Raw genomic sequence first — 20821 nt, 5'->3', positions numbered from 1 at the left:
GTTTTCAGTGCGTAGGGGTCGCCTCGAGAGGCGGCCGTTTTGTCCGGGGAGCCGCAAGGCGCTACTACCCAACTGGAGTCCATCATGGCCAAGAAAGTACAGGCTTACATCAAGCTGCAGGTTGCAGCTGGTAAGGCCAACCCGAGTCCCCCCGTGGGTCCCGCGCTGGGTCAGCACGGTGTCAACATCATGGAATTCTGCAAGGCGTTCAACGCCGAGACGCAGAACATCGAGCCGGGTCTCCCGACTCCCGTGGTCATCACCGTCTACTCCGACCGCAGCTTCACCTTCGTCACCAAGACACCGCCCGCCGCGGTGCTGCTGAAGAAGGCCGCTGGTATCAAGTCCGGCTCTGGTGAGCCGAACAAGAAGAAGGTCGGTACCGTGACCCGCGAGCAGCTCGAAGAGATCGCCAAGACTAAGGAGCCGGACATGACGGCTGCCGATCTCGACGCCGCGGTGCGTACCATTGCCGGTAGCGCCCGCAGCATGGGCCTCAACGTGGAGGGTCTCTGATCATGGCAAAGCTTACCAAGCGCGCAAAGCAGATTCGCGACAAGGTTGACGCCACCAAGGTCTACTCCATCGACGAGGCCGTGGCTCTGCTCTCCGAGCTGTCCACCGTCAAGTTCAAGGAGTCGCTGGACGTCGCCATCAACCTGGGCGTCGATCCGCGTAAATCCGACCAGGTGGTGCGCGGTGCGACCGTGATGCCCAACGGTACCGGCAAGGACGTGCGCGTTGCCGTCTTTACCCAGGGTGCCAACGAAGAAGCCGCCAAGGAAGCCGGTGCCGACATCGTCGGTATGGACGACCTGGCCGAGCAGGTCAAGAAAGGCCAGCTCGACTTCGACGTGGTCATTGCCTCGCCGGACGCCATGCGTGTCGTCGGCCAGCTGGGTCAGATCCTGGGTCCGCGTGGCCTGATGCCGAACCCCAAGGTCGGCACCGTGACCCCCGACGTCGCTACCGCCGTCAAGAACGCCAAGGCCGGTCAGGTTCGTTTCCGTACCGACAAGAACGGCATCATCCACACCACCCTGGGCAAGGTCGATTTCGAAGCCGACGCCATCAAGGGCAACCTGGATGCGCTGCTCGCCGACCTGAAGAAGCTCAAGCCGAGCACTTCCAAGGGCGTGTACTTCAAGAAGATGACCCTGTCCACCACCATGGGCCCGGGTCTGACCGTCGATCACTCCGCGCTGGTGTGATGCGACACAACAGGCAAGACACTTTGCGGTCCCCGTGCCGGGTGATTCACCCGGCCGGCGGGGCACCGTCAAAGACCGCAGGCGCCGCCGCCTGACCTTCGGGTCTGCCGGCGGCTTAATCGCCCCCGGGCACCTGCGCAGATGGTGTTGCCGCCAGGCATCTGGTGAGCACCATCATTGAAGCCCCTCTTCTACGGAAGGGGAGATGGTAACCATCGGAGCCCTCGGGTTCCGGCACGAAGGAGTGATCACAGTGGCACTAGCACTCGAAGGCAAGAAGGCAATTGTTGCCGAGGTCAGTGAAGTCGCCAAGGATGCACTCTCCGTCGTAGTTGCCGACTCTCGCGGCGTCGCGGTCCACAAGATGACCGAACTGCGCAAGCAGGCTCGCGAGAATGGCGTCCAGGTGCGTGTTGTGCGCAACACCCTGGCACGCCGCGCCCTGACCGGTACTCCCTGGGAGTGCCTGTCAGAGACCTTCGTTGGTCCGACTCTGCTGGCCTTCTCCAACGAACATCCGGGCGCTGCCGCTCGTCTGTTCAAGGAGTTCGCCAAGGATGAGAAGAACTTCGAAGTCAAGGCGCTGGCCTATGAAGGTGAGCTGATCCCGGCAAGCGATATCGACCGTCTGGCGACCCTGCCGACCTACGATGAGGCGATCGCCAAGCTGATGTCCGTCATGAAGGAAGCTTCTGCCGGCAAGCTGGTTCGTACTCTCGCTGCGCTGCGCGACCAGAAGCAGGAAGAAGCCGCTTAAGGCGTCGTCCTGTCGACCGACCACGATCCATTTCGCGTTCTCGGGTGACCGAGACGCCCGCAAAGTTAGGAATCTAGACAATGGCACTGACCAAAGAAGATATCATCAACGCCGTCTCCGACATGTCCGTCATGGAAGTCGTCGAGCTGATCGAAGCCATGGAAGAGAAGTTCGGCGTTAGCGCCGCTGCTGCTGTCGTGGCTGGCCCGGGCGCTGGTGGCGAAGCCGCCGCTGCCGAAGAGCAGACCGAGTTCGACCTGGTGCTGACCTCCGCTGGCGACAAGAAGGTCAACGTCATCAAGGCCGTCCGCGAGATCACTGGTCTCGGCCTGAAGGAAGCCAAGGGTGCCGTCGACGGCGCGCCGGCGACCATCAAGGAAGCGATGAGCAAGGACGACGCGGAAGAAGCCAAGAAGAAGCTGGAAGAAGCCGGCGCGTCCGTGGAGCTCAAGTAATCCTTGTGCCCATGGCTTTACGCGCTGCGTAAGCTTCCACGGCTGGTGGCGGGACGCCCGCTACCGGCCTTTTTCTGTTGTCACTAGCTGCCTGCCCCCAAGGGCCTGTAGCTTGCAGAATTCCGACGGCGAGTCACTCATCCGAGGACTTGCCGTCAGCGCCTGACGGAGACCGTCCGTCGGGTGGCGCCGACACGCATCGGTCACCCATGGTGAACAAGCTGGGGAATACAGATGGCTTACTCATACACTGAGAAAAAACGCATCCGCAAGGATTTCGGCAAACTGCCCCAAGTGATGGATGTGCCTTACCTGCTGGCCATCCAGCTTGATTCCTACTACGACTTTCTCCAGCAGGACCGCTCTCCCGAAGAGCGCATGGAAGTCGGCCTGCACGCCGCCTTCAGGTCCGTGTTCCCGATCGAGAGCTTCTCCGGCAACGCTGCGCTCGAGTACGTCAGCTATCGTTTCGGCACTCCGGCCTTCGACGTCAAGGAATGCCAGCTGCGCGGCGTCACCTACTCCGCTCCTCTGCGTGTCAAGGTTCGCCTGATCATCTACGACAAGGAGTCGTCGAACAAGGCCATCAAGGACATCAAGGAGCAGGAAGTCTACATGGGGGAAATCCCCCTGATGACCGAGAACGGTACCTTCGTGGTGAACGGTACCGAGCGCGTCATCGTGTCTCAGCTTCACCGTAGTCCCGGCGTGTTCTTCGATCACGACAAGGGCAAGAGCCACAGCTCCGGTAAGCTTCTGTACTCCGCTCGCGTGATTCCTTACCGCGGCTCCTGGCTGGACTTCGAGTTCGACCCGAAGGACAACGTCTTCGTGCGGATCGACCGTCGTCGCAAACTGCCGGCGTCCGTGCTGCTGCGCGCGCTGGGCATGAGCGCCGAGGAGATCCTCGACGAGTTCTTCGACACCAGCACCTTCCACATCGAGAAGTCCGGCTTCTCGGTGGAGCTGGTGCCGTCTCGCCTGCGTGGCGAGACCGCGACCTTTGACATCAAGGGCGCCGACGGTGAGGTCATCGTCGAAGAGGGGCGTCGTGTCACCCAGAAGCATATCCGCCAGCTGGAGAAGGCGGGTCTCGAGCGTCTGGAAGTGCCGATGGACTACCTGTTCGGCAAGACCCTGGCCAAGGACCAGATCAACCCCGCCACCGGCGAGCTGATCTGCCCCTGCAACTCCGAGATCACCCCGGAGCTGCTCGAGGCCCTCGGTCAGGCCGGCATCACCACCATCGAGACGCTCTACACCAACGATCTGGACTGCGGTCCCTTCGTCTCCGACACCCTCAAGCTGGACACCACCGGTTCCCAGCTCGAGGCGCTGGTCGAGATCTACCGCATGATGCGCCCCGGCGAGCCGCCCACCAAGGAAGCCGCCGAGACGCTGTTCAACAACCTGTTCTTCAGCGAAGACCGCTATGACCTGTCCGGCGTCGGCCGGATGAAGTTCAACCGTCGTCTGCGTCGTGATTCCGACACCGGTTCCGGTGTGCTGGATCGTACCGACATCCTCGACGTGCTGCGCGAGCTGATCAACATCCGTAACGGCTTTGGCGATGTCGACGACATCGACCACCTGGGCAACCGCCGCATCCGCTGCGTCGGCGAAATGGCAGAAAACCAGTTCCGTGTCGGCCTGGTGCGTGTCGAGCGCGCGGTCAAGGAACGTCTGTCCATGGCCGAGAGCGAAGGCCTGATGCCTCAGGACCTGATCAATGCCAAGCCGGTGGCCGCTGCGGTGAAGGAGTTCTTCGGCTCCTCTCAGCTGTCCCAGTTCATGGACCAGAACAACCCGCTGTCCGAGGTGACCCACAAGCGTCGTGTGTCCGCTCTCGGCCCGGGTGGCCTAACCCGTGAGCGCGCCGGTTTCGAGGTGCGTGACGTTCACGCTACCCACTACGGCCGTCTTTGCCCGATCGAGACGCCGGAAGGTCCGAACATCGGCCTGATCAACTCGCTGGCGACCTACAGCCACACCAACAGCTACGGCTTCCTCGAGACGCCGTACCGTAAGGTCGTGGATGGCGTGGTCACCGACGAGGTGGTGCACCTGTCGGCCATCGAGGAAGGTGACTTCGTCATCGCCCAGGCCTCGGCCACCGTCAACGCCGACAAGAAGCTGGTCGACGACCTGGTCCAGGTGCGTCATCGCGGCGAGACCACCTTCATGCGTCCCGAACAGGTGACGCTGATGGACGTGTCTCCGCGTCAGGTGGTGTCCGTCGCCGCCGCACTGATTCCGTTCCTCGAGCACGATGACGCCAACCGCGCCCTGATGGGTGCCAACATGCAGCGTCAGGCGGTGCCGACCCTGCGTGCCGACAAGCCGCTGGTCGGTACCGGCATGGAGCGCTTCGTCGCCCGTGACTCCGGTGTCTGTGCCGTGGCCCGTCGTGGCGGCGTGATCGACTCGGTCGACGCCAAGCGCATCGTGGTGCGGGTCAACGAAGACGAGATCATCGGCGGTGAGGCCGGTGTCGACATCTACAACCTGACCAAGTACCTGCGTTCGAACCAGAACACCTGCCAGAACCAGCGTCCGATCGTTCGCCCCGGCGACAACGTCGCGCGTGGTGACATCCTGGCCGACGGTCCGTCCGTCGACATGGGTGATCTGGCGCTTGGCCAGAACATGCGCATCGCCTTCATGCCGTGGAACGGTTACAACTTCGAGGACTCCATCCTGCTGTCCGAGCGGGTGGTCCAGGAAGACCGTTTCACTACCATCCACATCCAGGAACTGACCTGTGTGTCCCGTGACACCAAGCTGGGGCCGGAGGAGATCACCTCCGATATTCCCAACGTCGGTGAATCGGCACTGGGCAAGCTGGATGAGGCCGGTGTGGTGTACATCGGTGCCGAGGTCGGCGCCGGCGACATCCTGGTCGGCAAGGTCACGCCCAAGGGCGAGACCCAGCTGACCCCGGAAGAGAAGCTGCTGCGTGCGATCTTCGGTGAGAAGGCGTCCGACGTGAAGGACACCTCCCTGCGTGCCCCCACCGGCATGAAGGGCACCGTCATCGACGTTCAGGTGTTCACCCGCGACGGCGTCGAGAAGGACTCGCGCGCTCTGTCCATCGAGCAGATGCAGCTCGACGAGGTGCGCAAGGACCTGCAGGAGACCTACCGCATCGCCGAGGACGCCACCTTCGAGCGTCTCAAGCGCACCCTGTCCGGTCAGCCGGTCAACGGTGGTCCGCGCCTGTCCAAGGATGATGTGCTGTCCGAGGACTATCTCGAGGAGCTGCCGCGTCAGCAGTGGTTCAAGCTGCGCATGCAGGACGAGAAGCTCAATGAACTGCTGGCTCAGGCCGACGAGCAGCTCGAGAACCGTCGCAAGGAAATGGACGAGCGTTTCGAAGACAAGAAGCGCAAGCTCACCCAGGGCGACGATCTGGCGCCGGGCGTGCTCAAGATCGTCAAGGTCTACCTGGCGATCAAGCGTCGCCTGCAGCCGGGTGACAAGATGGCCGGCCGTCACGGTAACAAGGGTGTCATCTCGGCCATCATGCCGATCGAGGACATGCCGTTCGACGACAACGGTGAGCCCATCGACGTGGTGCTGAACCCGCTGGGTGTACCGTCGCGGATGAACGTCGGTCAGATCCTCGAGACGCACCTGGGCATGGCTGCCCGCGGTCTCGGCGTGAAGATCGAGCACATGCTGCGTGACGCCCGCGAGCAGCAGCTCACTCAGCTGCGCGAGTTCCTCGGTGAGGTCTACAACTCCACCCAGGGTACCCGCGTCGAGGAGATCGAGTCGCTGTCCGATGACGAGATCATCGCGCTGGCCAAGAACCTGAAGAAGGGCGTGCCGATGGCGACGCCGGTGTTCGACGGTGCCAAGGAGCACGAGATCAAGCACCTGCTGAAGCTGGCCGATCTGCCGGATTCCGGCCAGATGACCCTGTACGACGGGCGTACCGGCGAGTCGTTCGATCGTCCGGTGACGGTGGGCTACATGTACATGCTGAAGCTCAACCACCTGGTCGACGACAAGATGCACGCGCGTTCCACCGGCTCCTACTCGCTGGTCACCCAGCAGCCGCTGGGCGGCAAGGCGCAGTTCGGTGGTCAGCGCTTTGGTGAGATGGAGGTCTGGGCCCTGGAGGCCTACGGCGCCGCTTACACTCTGCAGGAAATGCTCACGGTCAAGTCCGATGACGTGGAAGGTCGTACCAAGATGTACAAGAGCATCGTGGATGGCGATCACACCATGCAGGCGGGCATGCCGGAATCCTTCAACGTATTGGTGAAGGAAATCCGCTCGCTGGGCATCGATATCGAACTGGAGAGCTGAGGCGGCCCGAAAGGCGCTTCAATGAATGACGGTCCGCGGGGAGCAATAGCTCCCCGCCCATGACAACTCCGCAACGGAGCCGACCTAATGAAAGATTTGGTGAAAGTCCTCAAATCGCAGTCACAGTCCGACGAGTTCGACGCGATCAAGATCACGCTCGCGTCGCCGGACATGATCCGCTCCTGGTCCTTTGGCGAGGTCAAGAAGCCGGAGACCATCAACTACCGGACTTTCAAGCCCGAGCGTGATGGCCTGTTCTGCGCCAAGATCTTCGGTCCGGTGAAGGACTACGAGTGCCTGTGCGGCAAGTACAAGCGCATGAAGCACCGCGGCATCATCTGCGAAAAGTGCGGCGTCGAAGTCACCAAGGCCGCCGTGCGCCGCGAGCGCATGGGGCACATCGAGCTGGCAAGTCCGGTCGCCCACATCTGGTTTCTGAAGTCGCTGCCGTCTCGCATCGGCATGCTGATGGACATGACGCTGCGCGACATCGAGCGCGTGCTCTATTTCGAGAGCTTCATGGTCGTCGATCCCGGCATGACCACCCTCGAGCGTGGCCAGCTGCTCAACGACGAGCAGTACTTCGAGGCCCTCGAGGAGTTCGGCGATGACTTCGACGCCCGTATGGGTGCCGAGGCCGTCCAGGCGATGCTCAAGGATATCGATCTCGAGGAAGAGATCGAGCGTCTGCGCGAAGAGATCCCGCAGACCAACTCCGAGACCAAGATCAAGAAGCTGTCCAAGCGTCTGAAGCTGCTCGAAGCCTTCCAGGGCTCCGGCAACGATCCGGCGTGGATGGTGATGGAAGTGCTGCCCGTGCTGCCGCCGGACCTGCGTCCGCTGGTACCGCTGGATGGCGGCCGCTTCGCGACCTCGGATCTCAACGATCTGTACCGTCGCGTGATCAACCGCAACAACCGCTTGAAGCGTCTGCTCGACCTCAATGCGCCGGACATCATCGTGCGCAACGAGAAGCGCATGCTGCAAGAGTCCGTCGATGCGCTGCTCGACAACGGTCGTCGCGGTCGCGCCATCACCGGCTCCAACAAGCGTCCGTTGAAGTCGCTGGCCGACATGATCAAGGGCAAGCAGGGGCGTTTCCGTCAGAACCTGCTGGGCAAGCGCGTCGACTACTCCGGCCGCTCGGTCATCACCGTGGGCCCGACCCTGCGTCTGCACCAGTGCGGTCTGCCCAAGAAGATGGCGCTTGAGCTGTTCAAGCCGTTCATCTACTCCAAGCTGCAGGCCAGCGGCCAGGCGTCCACCATCAAGGCCGCCAAGAAGATGGTCGAGCGCGAGCTGCCGGAGGTGTGGGACATCCTCGCCGACGTCATCCGCGAGCACCCGGTGCTTTTGAACCGCGCCCCGACCCTGCACCGTCTCGGTATCCAGGCGTTCGAGCCGCTGTTGATCGAAGGCAAGGCGATCCAGCTGCACCCGCTGGTGTGTGCCGCCTACAACGCCGACTTCGACGGTGACCAGATGGCCGTGCACGTGCCGCTGACGCTGGAAGCCCAGCTCGAAGCGCGCGCGCTGATGATGGCCACCAACAACGTGCTGTCACCGGCCAACGGCGAGCCGATCATCGTGCCGTCCCAGGACGTGGTGCTGGGTCTGTACTACATGACCCGCGAGCGCATCAACGCCAAGGGCGAGGGCATGGTGTTCTCCGACCTCAACGAGGTCGAGCGCGCCTTCGGCACCCAGAACGTGTCGCTGCACGCCCGCGTCAAGGTGCGCCTGGACGAGGTCGACATCGACGAAGAGACCGGCGAGCGCTCCGAGCACCGTCGTCTGCGTGACACCACCGTCGGCCGTGCGCTGCTGTTCCGCATCCTGCCGCAAGGGGTGCCCTTCGATCTGGTCGACCAGGCCATGAAGAAGAAGGCCATCTCCAAGCTGATCAACGAAGTGTATCGTCGCGCCGGTCTCAAGGCCGCGGTCATCTTCGCCGACCAGCTGATGTACACCGGCTTCCGTCTGGCCACCTGGTCCGGCGCCTCCATCGGCGTCAACGACTTCGTCATCCCGGACGCCAAGGCCGAGATCGTCGAGGCGGCCGAGGAAGAGGTCAAGGAAATCGAGGACCAGTTCTCCTCCGGTCTGGTGACCGCGGGCGAGAAGTACAACAAGGTCATCGATATCTGGGCGCGTGCCAACGACCAGGTCGCCAAGGCGATGATGGCGGGCATCTCCAAGGAGACCGTGATCGACCGCGAAGGCAAGGAAGTCGAACAGGACTCCTTCAACAGCGTGTTCATCATGGCCGACTCCGGTGCCCGTGGTAGCGCCGCCCAGATCCGCCAGCTGGCGGGTATGCGTGGTCTGATGGCCAAGCCGGATGGCTCGATCATCGAGACCCCGATCGTCGCCAACTTCCGTGAAGGTCTGAACGTACTCCAGTACTTCATCTCGACCCACGGTGCGCGTAAGGGTCTGGCGGATACCGCTCTGAAGACCGCCAACTCCGGTTACCTGACCCGTCGTCTGGTCGACGTCGCCCAGGACGTGGTCATCACCGAGGTCGACTGTGGCACCGAGCGTGGCCTGACCCTGCACCCGGTCATCGAAGGCGGCGACATCATCGTCTCGCTGGCCCAGCGTGTACTCGGCCGTGTGGTCGCTCAGGACGTCATCGACCCGAGCACCGACGAAGTGCTGATTCCGCGCGGCACCCTGCTGGACGAGGCCTGGTGCGAGCAGCTCGACACCATGGGCGTCGACGAGATCATCGTGCGCAGCACCATCACCTGTGAAACCAGTCACGGGGTGTGTTCGTCCTGTTACGGGCGCGATCTGGCCCGTGGCCACCAGGTCAACATCGGTGAGTCGGCCGGCGTCATCGCCGCCCAGTCCATCGGTGAGCCGGGTACCCAGCTGACCATGCGTACCTTCCACATCGGTGGTGCCGCCTCGCGGGCCTCTGCGGTGGACAGCGTCCAGGTCAAGCATGGCGGCAAGGTGCGCCTGCACAACATCAAGTACGTGGAACGCGCCGACGGCAAGCTGGTCGTGGTGTCGCGCTCCAGCGCCCTGGCGGTGGCCGACGAGCATGGCCGCGAGCGTGAGTACTACAAGCTGCCCTACGGTGCCGAGCTTTCGGTGCGTGACGGTGATGCGGTCGATCCCGGCCAGGCCGTGGCCAAGTGGGATCCGCACACCCACCCGATCGTCGCCGAAGCGGAAGGCCAGGTGCACTACGTCGACATGGATGAAGGCCTGACCATGCACCGCAGCGTCGACGAGATGACCGGTCTGTCCTCGATCGAGATCATCGAGTCCGCGGCGCGGCCGATGGCCGGTCGCGACAAGCGTCCGATGATCATGCTCAACGACGCCGCCGGCAAGCCGGTGACCGTCTCCGGCAGCGACACTCCGGTGCAGTACCCGCTGCCCGGCAAGGCGATCGTCACCGTCGACAATGGCTCGTCCATCGGCATCGGTGAGATCGTCGCGCGTATCCCGGTGGAGGCGTCCGGCAACAAGGACATCACCGGTGGTCTGCCGCGCGTCGCCGACCTGTTCGAGGCGCGCAAGCCGAAGGAGCCGTCCATCCTGGCCGAGATCAGCGGTGTGATCAGCTTCGGCAAGGAAACCAAGGGCAAGCGTCGTCTGACCATCACCCCGTCCGAAGGCGACCCCTTCGAGATGCTGATTCCCAAGTGGCGTCAGATCGCGGTGTTCGAGGGCGAGACGGTCGAGAAGGGCGAGGTGATCTCGGATGGTCCGAGCAACCCGCACGACATCCTGCGACTGCTCGGCATCGCCGAGCTGGCCAAGTACATCGTGGCCGAGGTGCAGGACGTCTATCGTCTGCAGGGCGTTGGCATCAACGACAAGCACATCGAAGTGATCGTGCGTCAGATGCTGCGCAAGGTCGAGATCACCGACGCCGGTGACTCCGACTTCATTCCGGGTGATCAGGTCGAGCTGGTCCGTGTGCTGGAGCAGAATGCCGTGCTCCAGGCCAATGACAAGTTCCCGGCCAAGTACCAGCGCCTGCTGCTGGGTATCACCAAGGCCAGCCTGGCCACCGAGTCGTTCATCTCTGCGGCCTCCTTCCAGGAGACGACCCGCGTGCTGACCGAAGCGGCGGTCACCGGCAAGCGCGACTACCTGCGCGGCCTGAAGGAAAACGTGGTGGTGGGACGTCTGATCCCGGCCGGTACCGGTCTGACCCACCACGAGGAGCGTCGTCGCAAGCGTGAAGACACCGAGCGACTGCTCCAGCCGTCGGCCTACGACGTCGAGCAGGAGCTGGGCGCCCAGCTCACCGCGCTGGACTCGGACGACGACGAGATCTGATGTCGGCAAAAGCCTGGAGCCTTTGCGGCTCCGGGCTTGACGCGCCTTGGCATCAGCCAGTAGAATGCGCAGCCTTTAACAGTGGGGTGGGTGTATCCGCGCCACTGTGAAAAGGCTTAGGCAACCCATTGGAGTCAGCTAACAGCTATGGCAACGATTAATCAGCTCGTGCGCAAGCCGCGCAAGCGTCAGGCCGCGAAGACCGACGTGCCTGCGCTTCAGGCCTGCCCGCAGAAGCGCGGCGTCTGCACCCGCGTCTACACCACCACCCCGAAGAAGCCGAACTCCGCACTGCGGAAGGTCTGCCGTGTGCGCCTGACCAACGGCTACGAGGTGTCCTCCTACATCGGCGGTGAAGGCCACAACCTCCAGGAGCACTCTGTGGTCCTGATTCGTGGCGGTCGAGTAAAGGACCTTCCGGGTGTGCGTTATCACACCGTTCGCGGCGCTCTCGACACCTCCGGTGTCCAGAACCGTCGTCAGGGCCGTTCCAAGTACGGCACCAAGCGTCCGAAGTCCTAAGGGCTGCGTCGCTTTCCATTACCAAGTTTGACCCGGTCTGATAAGAGTAAGGTCGAGCCGCCAAGCGCGAGTCTCGGGTTTACCTGAAGGACCCTTCAACCGAGGGCTTATCATGCCTAGAAGAAGAGTTGCGGCCAAGCGCGAGATTCTGCCGGATCCCAAGTTCGGATCCGAGCGTCTGGCCAAGTTCATGAACCACCTGATGATCAGCGGCAAGAAGTCCGTAGCTGAGCGTATCGTCTATGGTGCGCTGGACAGGGTTGCCGAGCGTTCCAATGAAGAGCCGCTGGAAATCTTCGACAAGGCGCTGGAAACCATCCAGCCCATGGTCGAGGTGAAGTCTCGCCGCGTCGGCGGTGCGACCTATCAGGTGCCGGTCGAAGTCCGTCCGTCCCGCCGCCAGGCGCTTGCCATGCGCTGGCTGGTGGACGCCGCTCGCCGTCGTGGCGAGAAGACCATGGTGCAGCGTCTGGCTGGCGAAATGCTGGATGCAGCCGAAGGCAAGGGTTCGGCAGTCAAGAAGCGTGAAGACGTGCATCGCATGGCAGAAGCCAACAAGGCCTTCTCTCACTACCGCTTCTAAAGCGCATCGCCAACCAACGGGAGTTACATCGTGGCTCGCAAGACTCCGCTTAAGCGTTACCGCAATATCGGTATCGTGGCCCACGTCGACGCCGGTAAGACGACTACTACCGAGCGTGTCCTGTTCTATACCGGTCTGTCCCACAAGGTCGGTGAGGTCCATGAGGGCGCCGCCACCATGGACTGGATGGAGCAGGAGCAGGAGCGTGGTATCACCATCACCTCCGCGGCGACCACCTGCTTCTGGCAGGGCATGAACAAGCAGTTCGATGAGCACCGCATCAACATCATCGACACCCCTGGACACGTTGACTTCACCATCGAAGTCGAACGTTCCCTGCGTGTGCTTGACGGTGCCGTCGTCGTGCTGTGTGGCTCCTCCGGTGTGCAGCCGCAGACCGAGACCGTCTGGCGCCAGGCCAACAAGTACGAAGTTCCGCGCATGGTGTTCGTCAACAAGATGGACCGCAGCGGCGCTGACTTCTTCATGGTCGTCAACCAGCTGAAGGATCGTCTCGGCGCCAACGTCGTGCCGATCCAGATCAACTGGGGCTCCGAGGACGAGTTCAAGGGCGTCATCGACCTCATCCAGATGAAGGCCATCCTGTGGGATGAAGACAACTTCGGGATGAACTACGACCTCGTTGATATCCCGGCGGAGCTCCAGGAGACCGCCGAAGAGTATCGCGAGCAGATGGTCGAGGCCGCCGCCGAGGCGTCCGAAGAGCTGATGGACAAGTACCTCGAAGAGGGCGAGCTGACCAACGACGAGATCAAGGCTGGTCTGCGTCGTCGTACCCTCGACAACGAGATCGTGCTGGTCACTTGTGGCTCTGCGTTCAAGAACAAGGGCGTTCAGGCCGTTCTCGATGGCGTCATCGAGTACATGCCGTCTCCCACCGAGGTCAAGGCGATCGAAGGTGAGCTCGACGACAAGGACGGCACCATCGCGACCCGTGAGGCCGATGACAGTGCGCCTTTCGCCGCGCTGGCGTTCAAGATCGCGACCGACCCCTTCGTTGGCACCCTGACCTTCATCCGCGTCTACTCCGGCGTGCTGAAGTCAGGCGACAGCGTCTACAACTCCGTCAAGCAGAAGAAGGAGCGCGTCGGTCGTATCGTCCAGATGCACTCCAACTCGCGCGAGGAGATCAAGGAAGTTCTGGCCGGCGACATCGCCGCCTGTATCGGCCTGAAGGACGTGACCACGGGTGATACCCTGTGCGACCTGAACGACAAGATCGTTCTCGAGCGCATGGAGTTCCCGGATCCGGTTATCTCCGTGGCCGTGGAGCCGAAGTCCAAGGCTGACCAGGAAAAGATGGGTATTGCACTGGGCAAGCTGGCCCAGGAAGATCCGTCCTTCCAGGTCAAGACCGACGAAGAGACTGGCCAGACCATCATCTCCGGCATGGGCGAGCTTCACCTCGACATCATCGTTGACCGCATGCGTCGCGAGTTCAAGGTCGAGGCGAACATCGGCAAGCCGCAGGTGGCCTACCGTGAGACGATTCGTCAGAGCGTCGAGCAGGAAGGCAAGTTCGTTCGTCAGTCCGGTGGTCGCGGTCAGTACGGTCACGTACACCTGCGCATCGAGCCGTTGACGGCCGAAGACAAGGGCGACGACGAAGAGATGCACTTCAAGTTCGCTTCCGAGATCGTCGGCGGCGTGGTTCCGAAGGAATACGTGCCGGCCGTCGAGAAAGGGGCCTATGAGCAGCTCCAGAACGGTGTCATCGCGGGCTACCCGATGATCGACGTCAAGGTAACGCTGTTCGACGGTTCCTACCACGACGTGGACTCCAACGAGACCGCGTTCAAGGTCGCCTCTTCCATGGCGATCAAGCAAGGCGCTCCCAAGGCCAAGGCAGTTCTGCTCGAGCCGGTGATGAAGGTCGAGGTCGTGACCCCTGAAGAATTCATGGGTGACGTCATGGGCGACCTGAACCGCCGCCGGGGCCTGGTCCAGGGTATGGATGACTCTTCCTCCGGCAAGGTCATTCGCGCCACCGTGCCGCTGGCTGAGATGTTCGGTTACGCAACCGACCTGCGCTCTCAGACCCAGGGCCGCGCAAGCTACACCATGGAGTTTGCGGACTACGAAGAGGCGCCGTCCAGCGTCGTTGAAGCCGTCATCAACCAGAACGGTTAACCGTTAGCTAACGAAAGAGGTCATAGCAGTGGCTAAGGAAAAATTCGAACGTTCCAAACCGCACGTCAACGTCGGCACCATCGGTCACGTCGACCACGGCAAGACTACCCTGACGGCGGCCCTGACTCGCGTTTCTGCCGAGGTGTTCGGCGGTGACTGGCGTGAGTTCGACACCATCGACAATGCTCCGGAAGAGCGTGAGCGTGGTATCACCATCGCCACCTCTCACGTCGAGTATCAGTCCGAGGAGCGTCACTACGCTCACGTCGACTGCCCGGGACACGCTGACTACGTCAAGAACATGATCACCGGTGCTGCCCAGATGGACGGCGCTATCCTGGTCTGTTCCGCTGCTGACGGCCCCATGCCGCAGACTCGCGAGCACATCCTGCTGTCTCGTCAGGTTGGCGTTCCGTTCATCGTCGTGTTCCTGAACAAGGCCGACATGGTCGACGACGAAGAGCTGCTCGAGCTGGTCGAGATGGAAGTTCGTGAACTTCTGTCCGAGTACGACTTCCCGGGCGACGACACTCCGATCATCACCGGCTCTGCCCTGATGGCTCTGGAAGGCAAGGACGACAACGGCATGGGTACTACCGCCGTTGCCAACCTGATCAAGGCTCTGGATGCTTACATCCCCGAGCCGGAGCGTGCTGTCGACCAGCCGTTCCTGATGCCGATCGAAGACGTGTTCTCCATCTCTGGTCGCGGTACCGTTGTGACCGGTCGTGTCGAGCGCGGCATCGTCAAGCCGGGCGAAGAGATCGAGATCGTTGGTATCAAGGACACCACCAAGACTACCGTTACCGGTGTCGAGATGTTCCGTAAGCTGCTCGACGAAGGTCGTGCTGGCGAGAACGTCGGTGCCCTGCTGCGTGGTACCAAGCGTGACGAAGTCGAGCGTGGTCAGGTTCTGGCCAAGCCGGGCACCATCACTCCGCACACCCAGTTCGAGGCGGAAGTGTACGTGCTGAGCAAGGACGAGGGTGGTCGTCACACTCCGTTCTTCAAGGGCTACCGTCCGCAGTTCTACTTCCGTACCACCGACATCACCGGTACCTGTGAACTGCCGGAAGGCGTCGAGATGGTCATGCCGGGCGACAACGTCCAGATGGTCGTCAACCTGATCGCTCCGATCGCCATGGACGAAGGTCTGCGCTTCGCCATCCGCGAAGGCGGCCGTACCGTCGGCGCTGGCGTCGTGGCCAAGATCCTGGTCTAAATCAGACCGGTGATCACCGAAGGGGGCTCCGCAAGGAGCCCCCTTTTCTGCGCATCGTCATTGAGGGTTTGACTCTCGATGGCGCGGCGCATATAATGCGCATCCTTTGAATGCGTGGGTTGACGGCTCGCGCCGTCAAGTTCCATTGGAGTTAGGGCAAATGCAGAACCAGAAGATTCGCATTCGGTTGAAGGCTTTCGACCATCGCCTGATCGACCAGTCCGCCGCGGAGATTGTTGAAACCGCCAAGCGTACCGGCGCCCAGGTTCGTGGTCCGATTCCTCTGCCGACCAATCGCGAGCGTTACACCGTGCTGGTTTCCCCGCACGTGAACAAGGACGCCCGTGATCAGTACGAGATTCGTACCCACAAGCGTGTGCTCGACATCGTCGAGCCGACCGAGAAGACCGTTGATGCCCTGATGAAGCTCGACCTCGCCGCTGGCGTGGACGTGCAAATCAAGCTCGACTGATATCACTAGACACTCGCGGCCCAGCGTCCCTCTCATCCAGTAGAGGTTCAGCAGCCGCCACGCCGGGATGGCGTTACACAACGTGCTAGTGGAATGCTCTGGAAAGGGCAGCCATAGCGGGTGATAGCCCCGTACACTAAAGGAGACTAAGCATGACTATCGGTTTGGTCGGTAGGAAGGCCGGTATGACCCGTGTCTTCACCGAAGACGGCGCGTCTGTGCCCGTAACCGTTATCGAGGTTGATCCCAACCGCGTGACCTGCGTGAAGTCTGTCGAATCCGACGGCTACGCCGCGGTCCAGGTGACAACCGGCTCCCGCAAAGCCAAGCATCTGTCCAAGGCCCAAGCTGGCCTGTACGCCAAGGCAGGTGTCGAGGCTGGTCGTTCCCTGATGGAGTTCCGCCTGAGCGAAGGCGACGAAGCTCCGGAAGTGGGCGGCGAACTCACCGTATCCCTCTTCGAAGCTGGTCAAAGCGTTGACGTGACCGGCACCTCCAAGGGTAAGGGCTTCCAGGGCGCAGTGAAGCGCTGGAACTTCCGTACCCAGGACAACAGCCACGGTAACTCTCTGTCCCACCGTGCTCCGGGTTCCATCGGCATGTGCCAGACCCCGGGCCGCGTGTTCAAGGGCAAGAAGATGGCCGGCCAGATGGGCAACGCACGTTGCACCGTTCAGAGCCTGGAAATCGTCCGTGTCGATGCCGAGCGCAACCTGCTGCTGATCAAAGGCGCCGTTCCTGGTGCTACCGGCAGTGATGTCATCGTGCGCAGCGCCGTCAAAGCTGGCTGAAGGGGAACTTTCCAATGAATCTGAATCTTGCAGGTGCAAGCGCCGGGACCGTTGAGCTGTCCGACGCTACCTTTGGCAAAGAATTCAACGAAGCGCTCGTGCACCAGGTCGTCACCGCCTATCTGGCTGGTGGTCGTCAGGGCACCCGCGCCCAGAAGAACCGCTCCGACGTCCGTGGCGGCGGCAAGAAGCCGTGGCGCCAGAAGGGCACCGGTCGCGCTCGCGCCGGTACCATTCGCTCGCCGATCTGGCGCAGCGGTGGTGTGACCTTCGCGGCCCGTCCGCAGGACCACTCCCAGAAGGTCAACCGCAAGATGTACCGTGCGGCCATGCGCTCGATTCTGTCCGAGCTGGTCCGTCAGGAGCGTCTTGTTGCCGTTGATGCCTTCTCTGTCGAGTCACCCAAAACCAAGCAGCTGGTCGCCAAGCTTTCCGACCTGGGCCTGGAGAAGGTGCTGATCGTCACCGAAGAAGTCGACGAGAACCTGTACCTGGCAGCCCGCAACATCCCCAACGTGGATGTGGTGGACGTCGCCGCCGCCGACCCGGTCAGCCTGGTCGCCTTCGACAAGGTCCTGGCTACCGTCTCCGCACTGCGCAAATTCGAGGAGAAGCTGGCATGAACCAGGAGCGTGTATTCAAGGTTCTGCTTGGTCCGCACGTGACCGAGAAGGCCGCCATGGCCGCCGAGCGTAACCAGTACGTGTTCAAGGTGGCGAGTGACGCAACCAAGCCCGAGATCAAGGCTGCCGTCCAGGAGCTGTTCGGCAAGAAGGTCGATCGCGTTTCTGTTCTGAACGTGAAGGGCAAGACCAAGCGCACCGCGCATGGTGTTGGTATGCGCAAGGGTTATCGCAAGGCGTACGTGACACTGGCCGCCGGCGAGACGCTTGAAGACTTCTCTGGCGCCGAGTAAAGGCAGGAGTACGGATCATGGCAATCGTCAAGACAAAACCCACATCCGCCGGTCGTCGCCACGTCGTCAAGATTGTTGGTGAGGAACTGTACAAGGGCCGCGCTTACGCGCCGTTGCTCGAGAAGCAGTCCAAGTCCGGTGGTCGTAACAACCAGGGTCGCATCACCACTCGCCACGTCGGCGGTGGTCATCGCAACCACTATCGGATCATCGACTTCAAGCGCACCAAGGATGGCGTTCCGGCCATCGTCGAGCGCCTGGAGCATGACCCGAACCGTAGCGCCCACATCGCGCTGCTGAAGTACATCGACGGTGAGCGTCGCTACATCATCGCCCCCAAGGGCGTGAGTGCCGGTGATCGCCTCGAGTCCGGCGTCAATGCGCCGATCAAGAAGGGCAACGCACTGCCGCTGCGCAACATCCCGCTGGGTTCCACGGTGCACTGCATCGAACTGAAGCCTGGCAAGGGTGCTCAGATCGCACGCAGCGCCGGTACCAGCGCCCAGCTGGTGGCTCGTGAAGGCAACTACGCCACCTTGCGTCTGCGCTCCGGCGAGATGCGCAAGGTGCTGGCCGAGTGCCGCGCGACCCTGGGTGAGGTGAGCAATTCCGAGCACAGCCTGCGTCAACTTGGCAAGGCCGGTGCAAAGCGCTGGAGAGGTGTGCGCCCGACTGTTCGCGGTGTCGCGATGAACCCGGTGGATCACCCGCACGGTGGTGGTGAAGGCCGCACCAGCGGTGGTCGTCATCCGGTGTCCCCGTGGGGTATGCCCACCAAGGGCCACAAGACCCGCAAGAACAAGCGCACCGACAAGCTGATCGTCCGCCGCCGCAAGGCTCGCGGTTAAGATCCCACGCCAAGACATTAAGAGGTAACGGCTGTGCCACGTTCACTGAAGAAAGGTCCTTTTGTAGACCTTCATCTGCTGAAAAAGGTTGAGACTGCAGCGGAAAAGAACGATCGCAAACCGATCAAGACCTGGTCGCGTCGTTCAATGGTCCTGCCCAACATGGTCGGGCTCACCATTGCAGTCCATAACGGTCGCCAACACGTCCCGGTGCACGTCTCCGAGGAAATGGTTGGCCACAAGCTGGGCGAATTCGCTGCTACCCGCACCTATCGCGGCCATGCGGCGGATAAGAAAGCCAAACGGTAAGCCAGAGAGGATTAAGAGATGGAAGTCACAGCAAAGCTGCGTGGCGCCAGTTTATCCGCCCAGAAGGCCCGTTTGGTGGCTGATCAGGTGCGCGGTAAGCCTGTCGCCGAAGCAATCGACCTGCTGACCTTCTCACCGAAGAAGGCGGCCAAGCTGGTCAAGAAGGTGCTGCAGTCCGCCATCGCGAATGCGGAAGAAAACAACGGCATGGACATCGACGAGCTGCGCGTCTCGACCATCTGTGTCGATGAGGGTACGACGCTCAAGCGCATCCGTCCGCGCGCCAAAGGCCGTGCGGATCGCATTTTGAAGCGCACTTGCCACATCACCGTCAAGGTAGCCGAGAAGTAGGAGTCGACCAGATGGGTCAGAAAGTCAATCCGACAGGCATCCGACTGGGTATCGTCAAAGACCATACCTCTGTCTGGTACGCCGAGCGCGGCGCCTATGCCGATAAGCTCAACAACGACCTCGCGGTGCGTAGCTTCCTGGAAGAGCGTCTGAAAAACGCCTCCGTTAGCAAGATCACCATCGAGCGTCCCGCGAACAACGCGCGCATCACCATTCACACTGCCCGTCCGGGTATCGTGATTGGCAAGAAGGGCGAAGATGTCGATCGCCTGCGTCGCGACGTTACCGAGATGATGGGCGTGCCTGTTCACGTCAACATCGAGGAAGTTCGCAAGCCCGAGCTGGATGCTCAGCTCGTCGCACAGAACATTGCCGGCCAGCTCGAGCGCCGTGTGATGTTCCGTCGCGCCATGAAGCGCGCTGTCCAGAACGCCATGCGTCTGGGCGCTGGCGGCATCAAGGTGCAGCTCTCCGGTCGCCTCGGCGGCGCGGAAATTGCCCGCACCGAGTGGTACCGCGAAGGTCGTGTTCCGCTGCATACCCTGCGTGCGGACATCGATTACGCCACCTACGAAGCCAAGACCACCTACGGCATCATCGGTGTCAAGGTCTGGGTCTTCAAGGGTGAAATCCTCGGGGGCATCGAGGAGGTCCGCGCCAAGGCGAAGCAGAGCCAGGCAGCGCCCTCCAAGAAGAAAGGTTCCAGGTAAGGGGAGAGCGATTCGATGTTACAACCCAAGCGTACAAAATTCCGTAAGGTGCAGAAGGGCCGCAACCGTGGCCTGGCGCATCGCGGAAGCAAAGTGAGCTTCGGCGAGTTCGGCCTCAAGGCCACCGGCCGCGGTCGTGTCACCGCCCGTCAGATCGAAGCTGGCCGTCGTGCCATCACCCGTCACGTCAAGCGTGGCGGCAAGATCTGGATCCGTGTCTTCCCGGACAAGCCGATTTCCAAGAAGCCCCTGGAAGTCCGGATGGGTAAAGGTAAGGGCTCCGTCGAGTACTGGGTCGCACAGATCCAGCCCGGTCGTGTCCTTTACGAGATCGAAGGCGTTTCCGAGGAACTGGCCCGCGAAGCTTTCGCACTGGCCGCCCAGAAATTCCCGGTCTCCACCACCTTTGTGAAACGGACGGTGATGTGATGAAAGCCCAGGAAATTCGTGAAAAGTCCGCCGAGCAGCTCAACGAGCAGCTCCTCGAACTCCTCCGCGAGCAGTTCAACCTGCGCATGCAGAAGGCCACCGGCCAGCTGAGCCAGACTCATCTGCTCAAGCAGGTTCGTCGGGATATCGCCCGCGTGAAGACTGTGCTCAACGAGAAGGCAGGTGTCTGAGATGGCCGAAGAGAAAAAAGCCCGTACGCTCACCGGCAAGGTGGTGAGCGACAAGATGGACAAGTCCATCGTTGTAATGATCGAGCGTCGTGAGCGCCACCCGATCTACGGCAAATACGTTAAGCGCTCCACCAAGCTGCACGCCCACGACGAGACCAACCAGGCCAAGGCCGGTGACACGGTATCCATCCAGGAATGCCGTCCGCTGTCCAAGAAGAAGGCCTGGACCCTGGTCGAGGTTGTCGAACAGGCCAAGGGTTAAGGCCACGGCCTTAACCTCGTGC

Annotated in this window: 21 protein-coding genes; all 21 read left to right on the top strand. The window is 61.8% G+C overall.

Annotated features, from left to right (window positions below):
- The first annotated feature begins 84 nt into the window (after window positions 1–84).
- Window positions 85–516 (top strand): 50S ribosomal protein L11, encoded by a 432-nt coding sequence (rplK, locus tag NFG58_RS19280; RefSeq protein WP_045990871.1) that lies wholly within the window; start codon window positions 85–87, stop codon window positions 514–516.
- A 2-nt stretch (window positions 517–518) separates the two neighbouring features.
- Window positions 519–1211: a 50S ribosomal protein L1 gene (gene rplA, locus NFG58_RS19275; protein ID WP_045990870.1), complete on the top strand. Its 693-nt coding sequence runs from the start codon at window positions 519–521 to the stop codon at window positions 1209–1211.
- Window positions 1212–1464: 253 nt separating this feature from the next.
- A complete protein-coding gene (gene rplJ / locus NFG58_RS19270; RefSeq protein ID WP_045990869.1) occupies window positions 1465–1968 on the top strand; it encodes a 50S ribosomal protein L10 in 504 nt (167 codons plus the stop codon).
- A gap of 80 nt (window positions 1969–2048) precedes the next feature.
- Entirely contained in the window at window positions 2049–2423 is a 375-nt protein-coding gene (rplL, locus tag NFG58_RS19265; protein WP_108133877.1) for a 50S ribosomal protein L7/L12, read from the top strand.
- A gap of 234 nt (window positions 2424–2657) precedes the next feature.
- Entirely contained in the window at window positions 2658–6737 is a 4080-nt protein-coding gene (gene rpoB, locus NFG58_RS19260) for a DNA-directed RNA polymerase subunit beta (protein WP_108133878.1), read from the top strand.
- A gap of 87 nt (window positions 6738–6824) precedes the next feature.
- The gene (gene rpoC, locus NFG58_RS19255) at window positions 6825–11042 is read left to right on the top strand and encodes a DNA-directed RNA polymerase subunit beta' (protein WP_045990866.1); all 4218 of its coding nucleotides are present in this window, start codon (window positions 6825–6827) and stop codon (window positions 11040–11042) included.
- A gap of 147 nt (window positions 11043–11189) precedes the next feature.
- Window positions 11190–11564: a 30S ribosomal protein S12 gene (gene rpsL, locus NFG58_RS19250; RefSeq protein ID WP_045990865.1), complete on the top strand. Its 375-nt coding sequence runs from the start codon at window positions 11190–11192 to the stop codon at window positions 11562–11564.
- Between the two features lie 112 nt (window positions 11565–11676).
- Window positions 11677–12147 (top strand): 30S ribosomal protein S7, encoded by a 471-nt coding sequence (rpsG, locus tag NFG58_RS19245; protein WP_023007554.1) that lies wholly within the window; start codon window positions 11677–11679, stop codon window positions 12145–12147.
- A gap of 30 nt (window positions 12148–12177) precedes the next feature.
- Entirely contained in the window at window positions 12178–14298 is a 2121-nt protein-coding gene (gene fusA, locus NFG58_RS19240) for an elongation factor G (RefSeq protein WP_045990864.1), read from the top strand.
- A gap of 28 nt (window positions 14299–14326) precedes the next feature.
- The gene (gene tuf / locus NFG58_RS19235) at window positions 14327–15520 is read left to right on the top strand and encodes an elongation factor Tu (protein WP_045990863.1); all 1194 of its coding nucleotides are present in this window, start codon (window positions 14327–14329) and stop codon (window positions 15518–15520) included.
- Window positions 15521–15680: 160 nt separating this feature from the next.
- Complete coding sequence (gene rpsJ / locus NFG58_RS19230) at window positions 15681–15992, top strand: 30S ribosomal protein S10 (RefSeq protein WP_045990862.1); 312 nt, start codon at window positions 15681–15683, stop codon at window positions 15990–15992.
- Between the two features lie 152 nt (window positions 15993–16144).
- Window positions 16145–16783 carry a 50S ribosomal protein L3 gene (rplC, locus tag NFG58_RS19225; protein ID WP_045990861.1) on the top strand — a complete coding sequence of 213 codons (639 nt, stop codon included), beginning with the start codon at window positions 16145–16147 and terminating at the stop codon, window positions 16781–16783.
- A 14-nt stretch (window positions 16784–16797) separates the two neighbouring features.
- Complete coding sequence (rplD, locus tag NFG58_RS19220) at window positions 16798–17406, top strand: 50S ribosomal protein L4 (protein WP_045990860.1); 609 nt, start codon at window positions 16798–16800, stop codon at window positions 17404–17406.
- Complete coding sequence (rplW, locus tag NFG58_RS19215) at window positions 17403–17699, top strand: 50S ribosomal protein L23 (protein ID WP_045990859.1); 297 nt, start codon at window positions 17403–17405, stop codon at window positions 17697–17699. The genes rplD and rplW overlap by 4 nt, the downstream gene beginning before the upstream one ends.
- 17 nt (window positions 17700–17716) lie before the next feature.
- Entirely contained in the window at window positions 17717–18547 is an 831-nt protein-coding gene (gene rplB / locus NFG58_RS19210; RefSeq protein ID WP_108133879.1) for a 50S ribosomal protein L2, read from the top strand.
- Between the two features lie 33 nt (window positions 18548–18580).
- Window positions 18581–18856, top strand: coding sequence for a 30S ribosomal protein S19 (gene rpsS, locus NFG58_RS19205; protein ID WP_045990857.1), 276 nt, complete (start codon window positions 18581–18583; stop codon window positions 18854–18856).
- A gap of 18 nt (window positions 18857–18874) precedes the next feature.
- The gene (gene rplV, locus NFG58_RS19200) at window positions 18875–19207 is read left to right on the top strand and encodes a 50S ribosomal protein L22 (protein WP_045990856.1); all 333 of its coding nucleotides are present in this window, start codon (window positions 18875–18877) and stop codon (window positions 19205–19207) included.
- Window positions 19208–19218: 11 nt separating this feature from the next.
- The gene (gene rpsC / locus NFG58_RS19195; protein ID WP_045990855.1) at window positions 19219–19917 is read left to right on the top strand and encodes a 30S ribosomal protein S3; all 699 of its coding nucleotides are present in this window, start codon (window positions 19219–19221) and stop codon (window positions 19915–19917) included.
- Between the two features lie 15 nt (window positions 19918–19932).
- On the top strand, window positions 19933–20346 hold the full coding sequence (rplP, locus tag NFG58_RS19190) for a 50S ribosomal protein L16 (RefSeq protein ID WP_045990854.1): 414 nt from the start codon (window positions 19933–19935) through the stop codon (window positions 20344–20346).
- Entirely contained in the window at window positions 20346–20537 is a 192-nt protein-coding gene (gene rpmC, locus NFG58_RS19185; protein WP_045990853.1) for a 50S ribosomal protein L29, read from the top strand. Before rplP ends, rpmC begins: the two co-directional genes overlap by 1 nt.
- Before the next feature lies 1 nt (window position 20538).
- The gene (gene rpsQ / locus NFG58_RS19180) at window positions 20539–20799 is read left to right on the top strand and encodes a 30S ribosomal protein S17 (protein WP_045990852.1); all 261 of its coding nucleotides are present in this window, start codon (window positions 20539–20541) and stop codon (window positions 20797–20799) included.
- Window positions 20800–20821: the final 22 nt, after the last annotated feature.

It is taken from the genome of Halomonas sp. RT37 (assembly GCF_040070525.1).
GTDB classification, from domain to species: domain Bacteria; phylum Pseudomonadota; class Gammaproteobacteria; order Pseudomonadales; family Halomonadaceae; genus Halomonas; species Halomonas litopenaei.
Note: the sequence above shows the minus strand (reverse complement) of the source record. Positions and strands in the feature narration are given on the sequence as shown.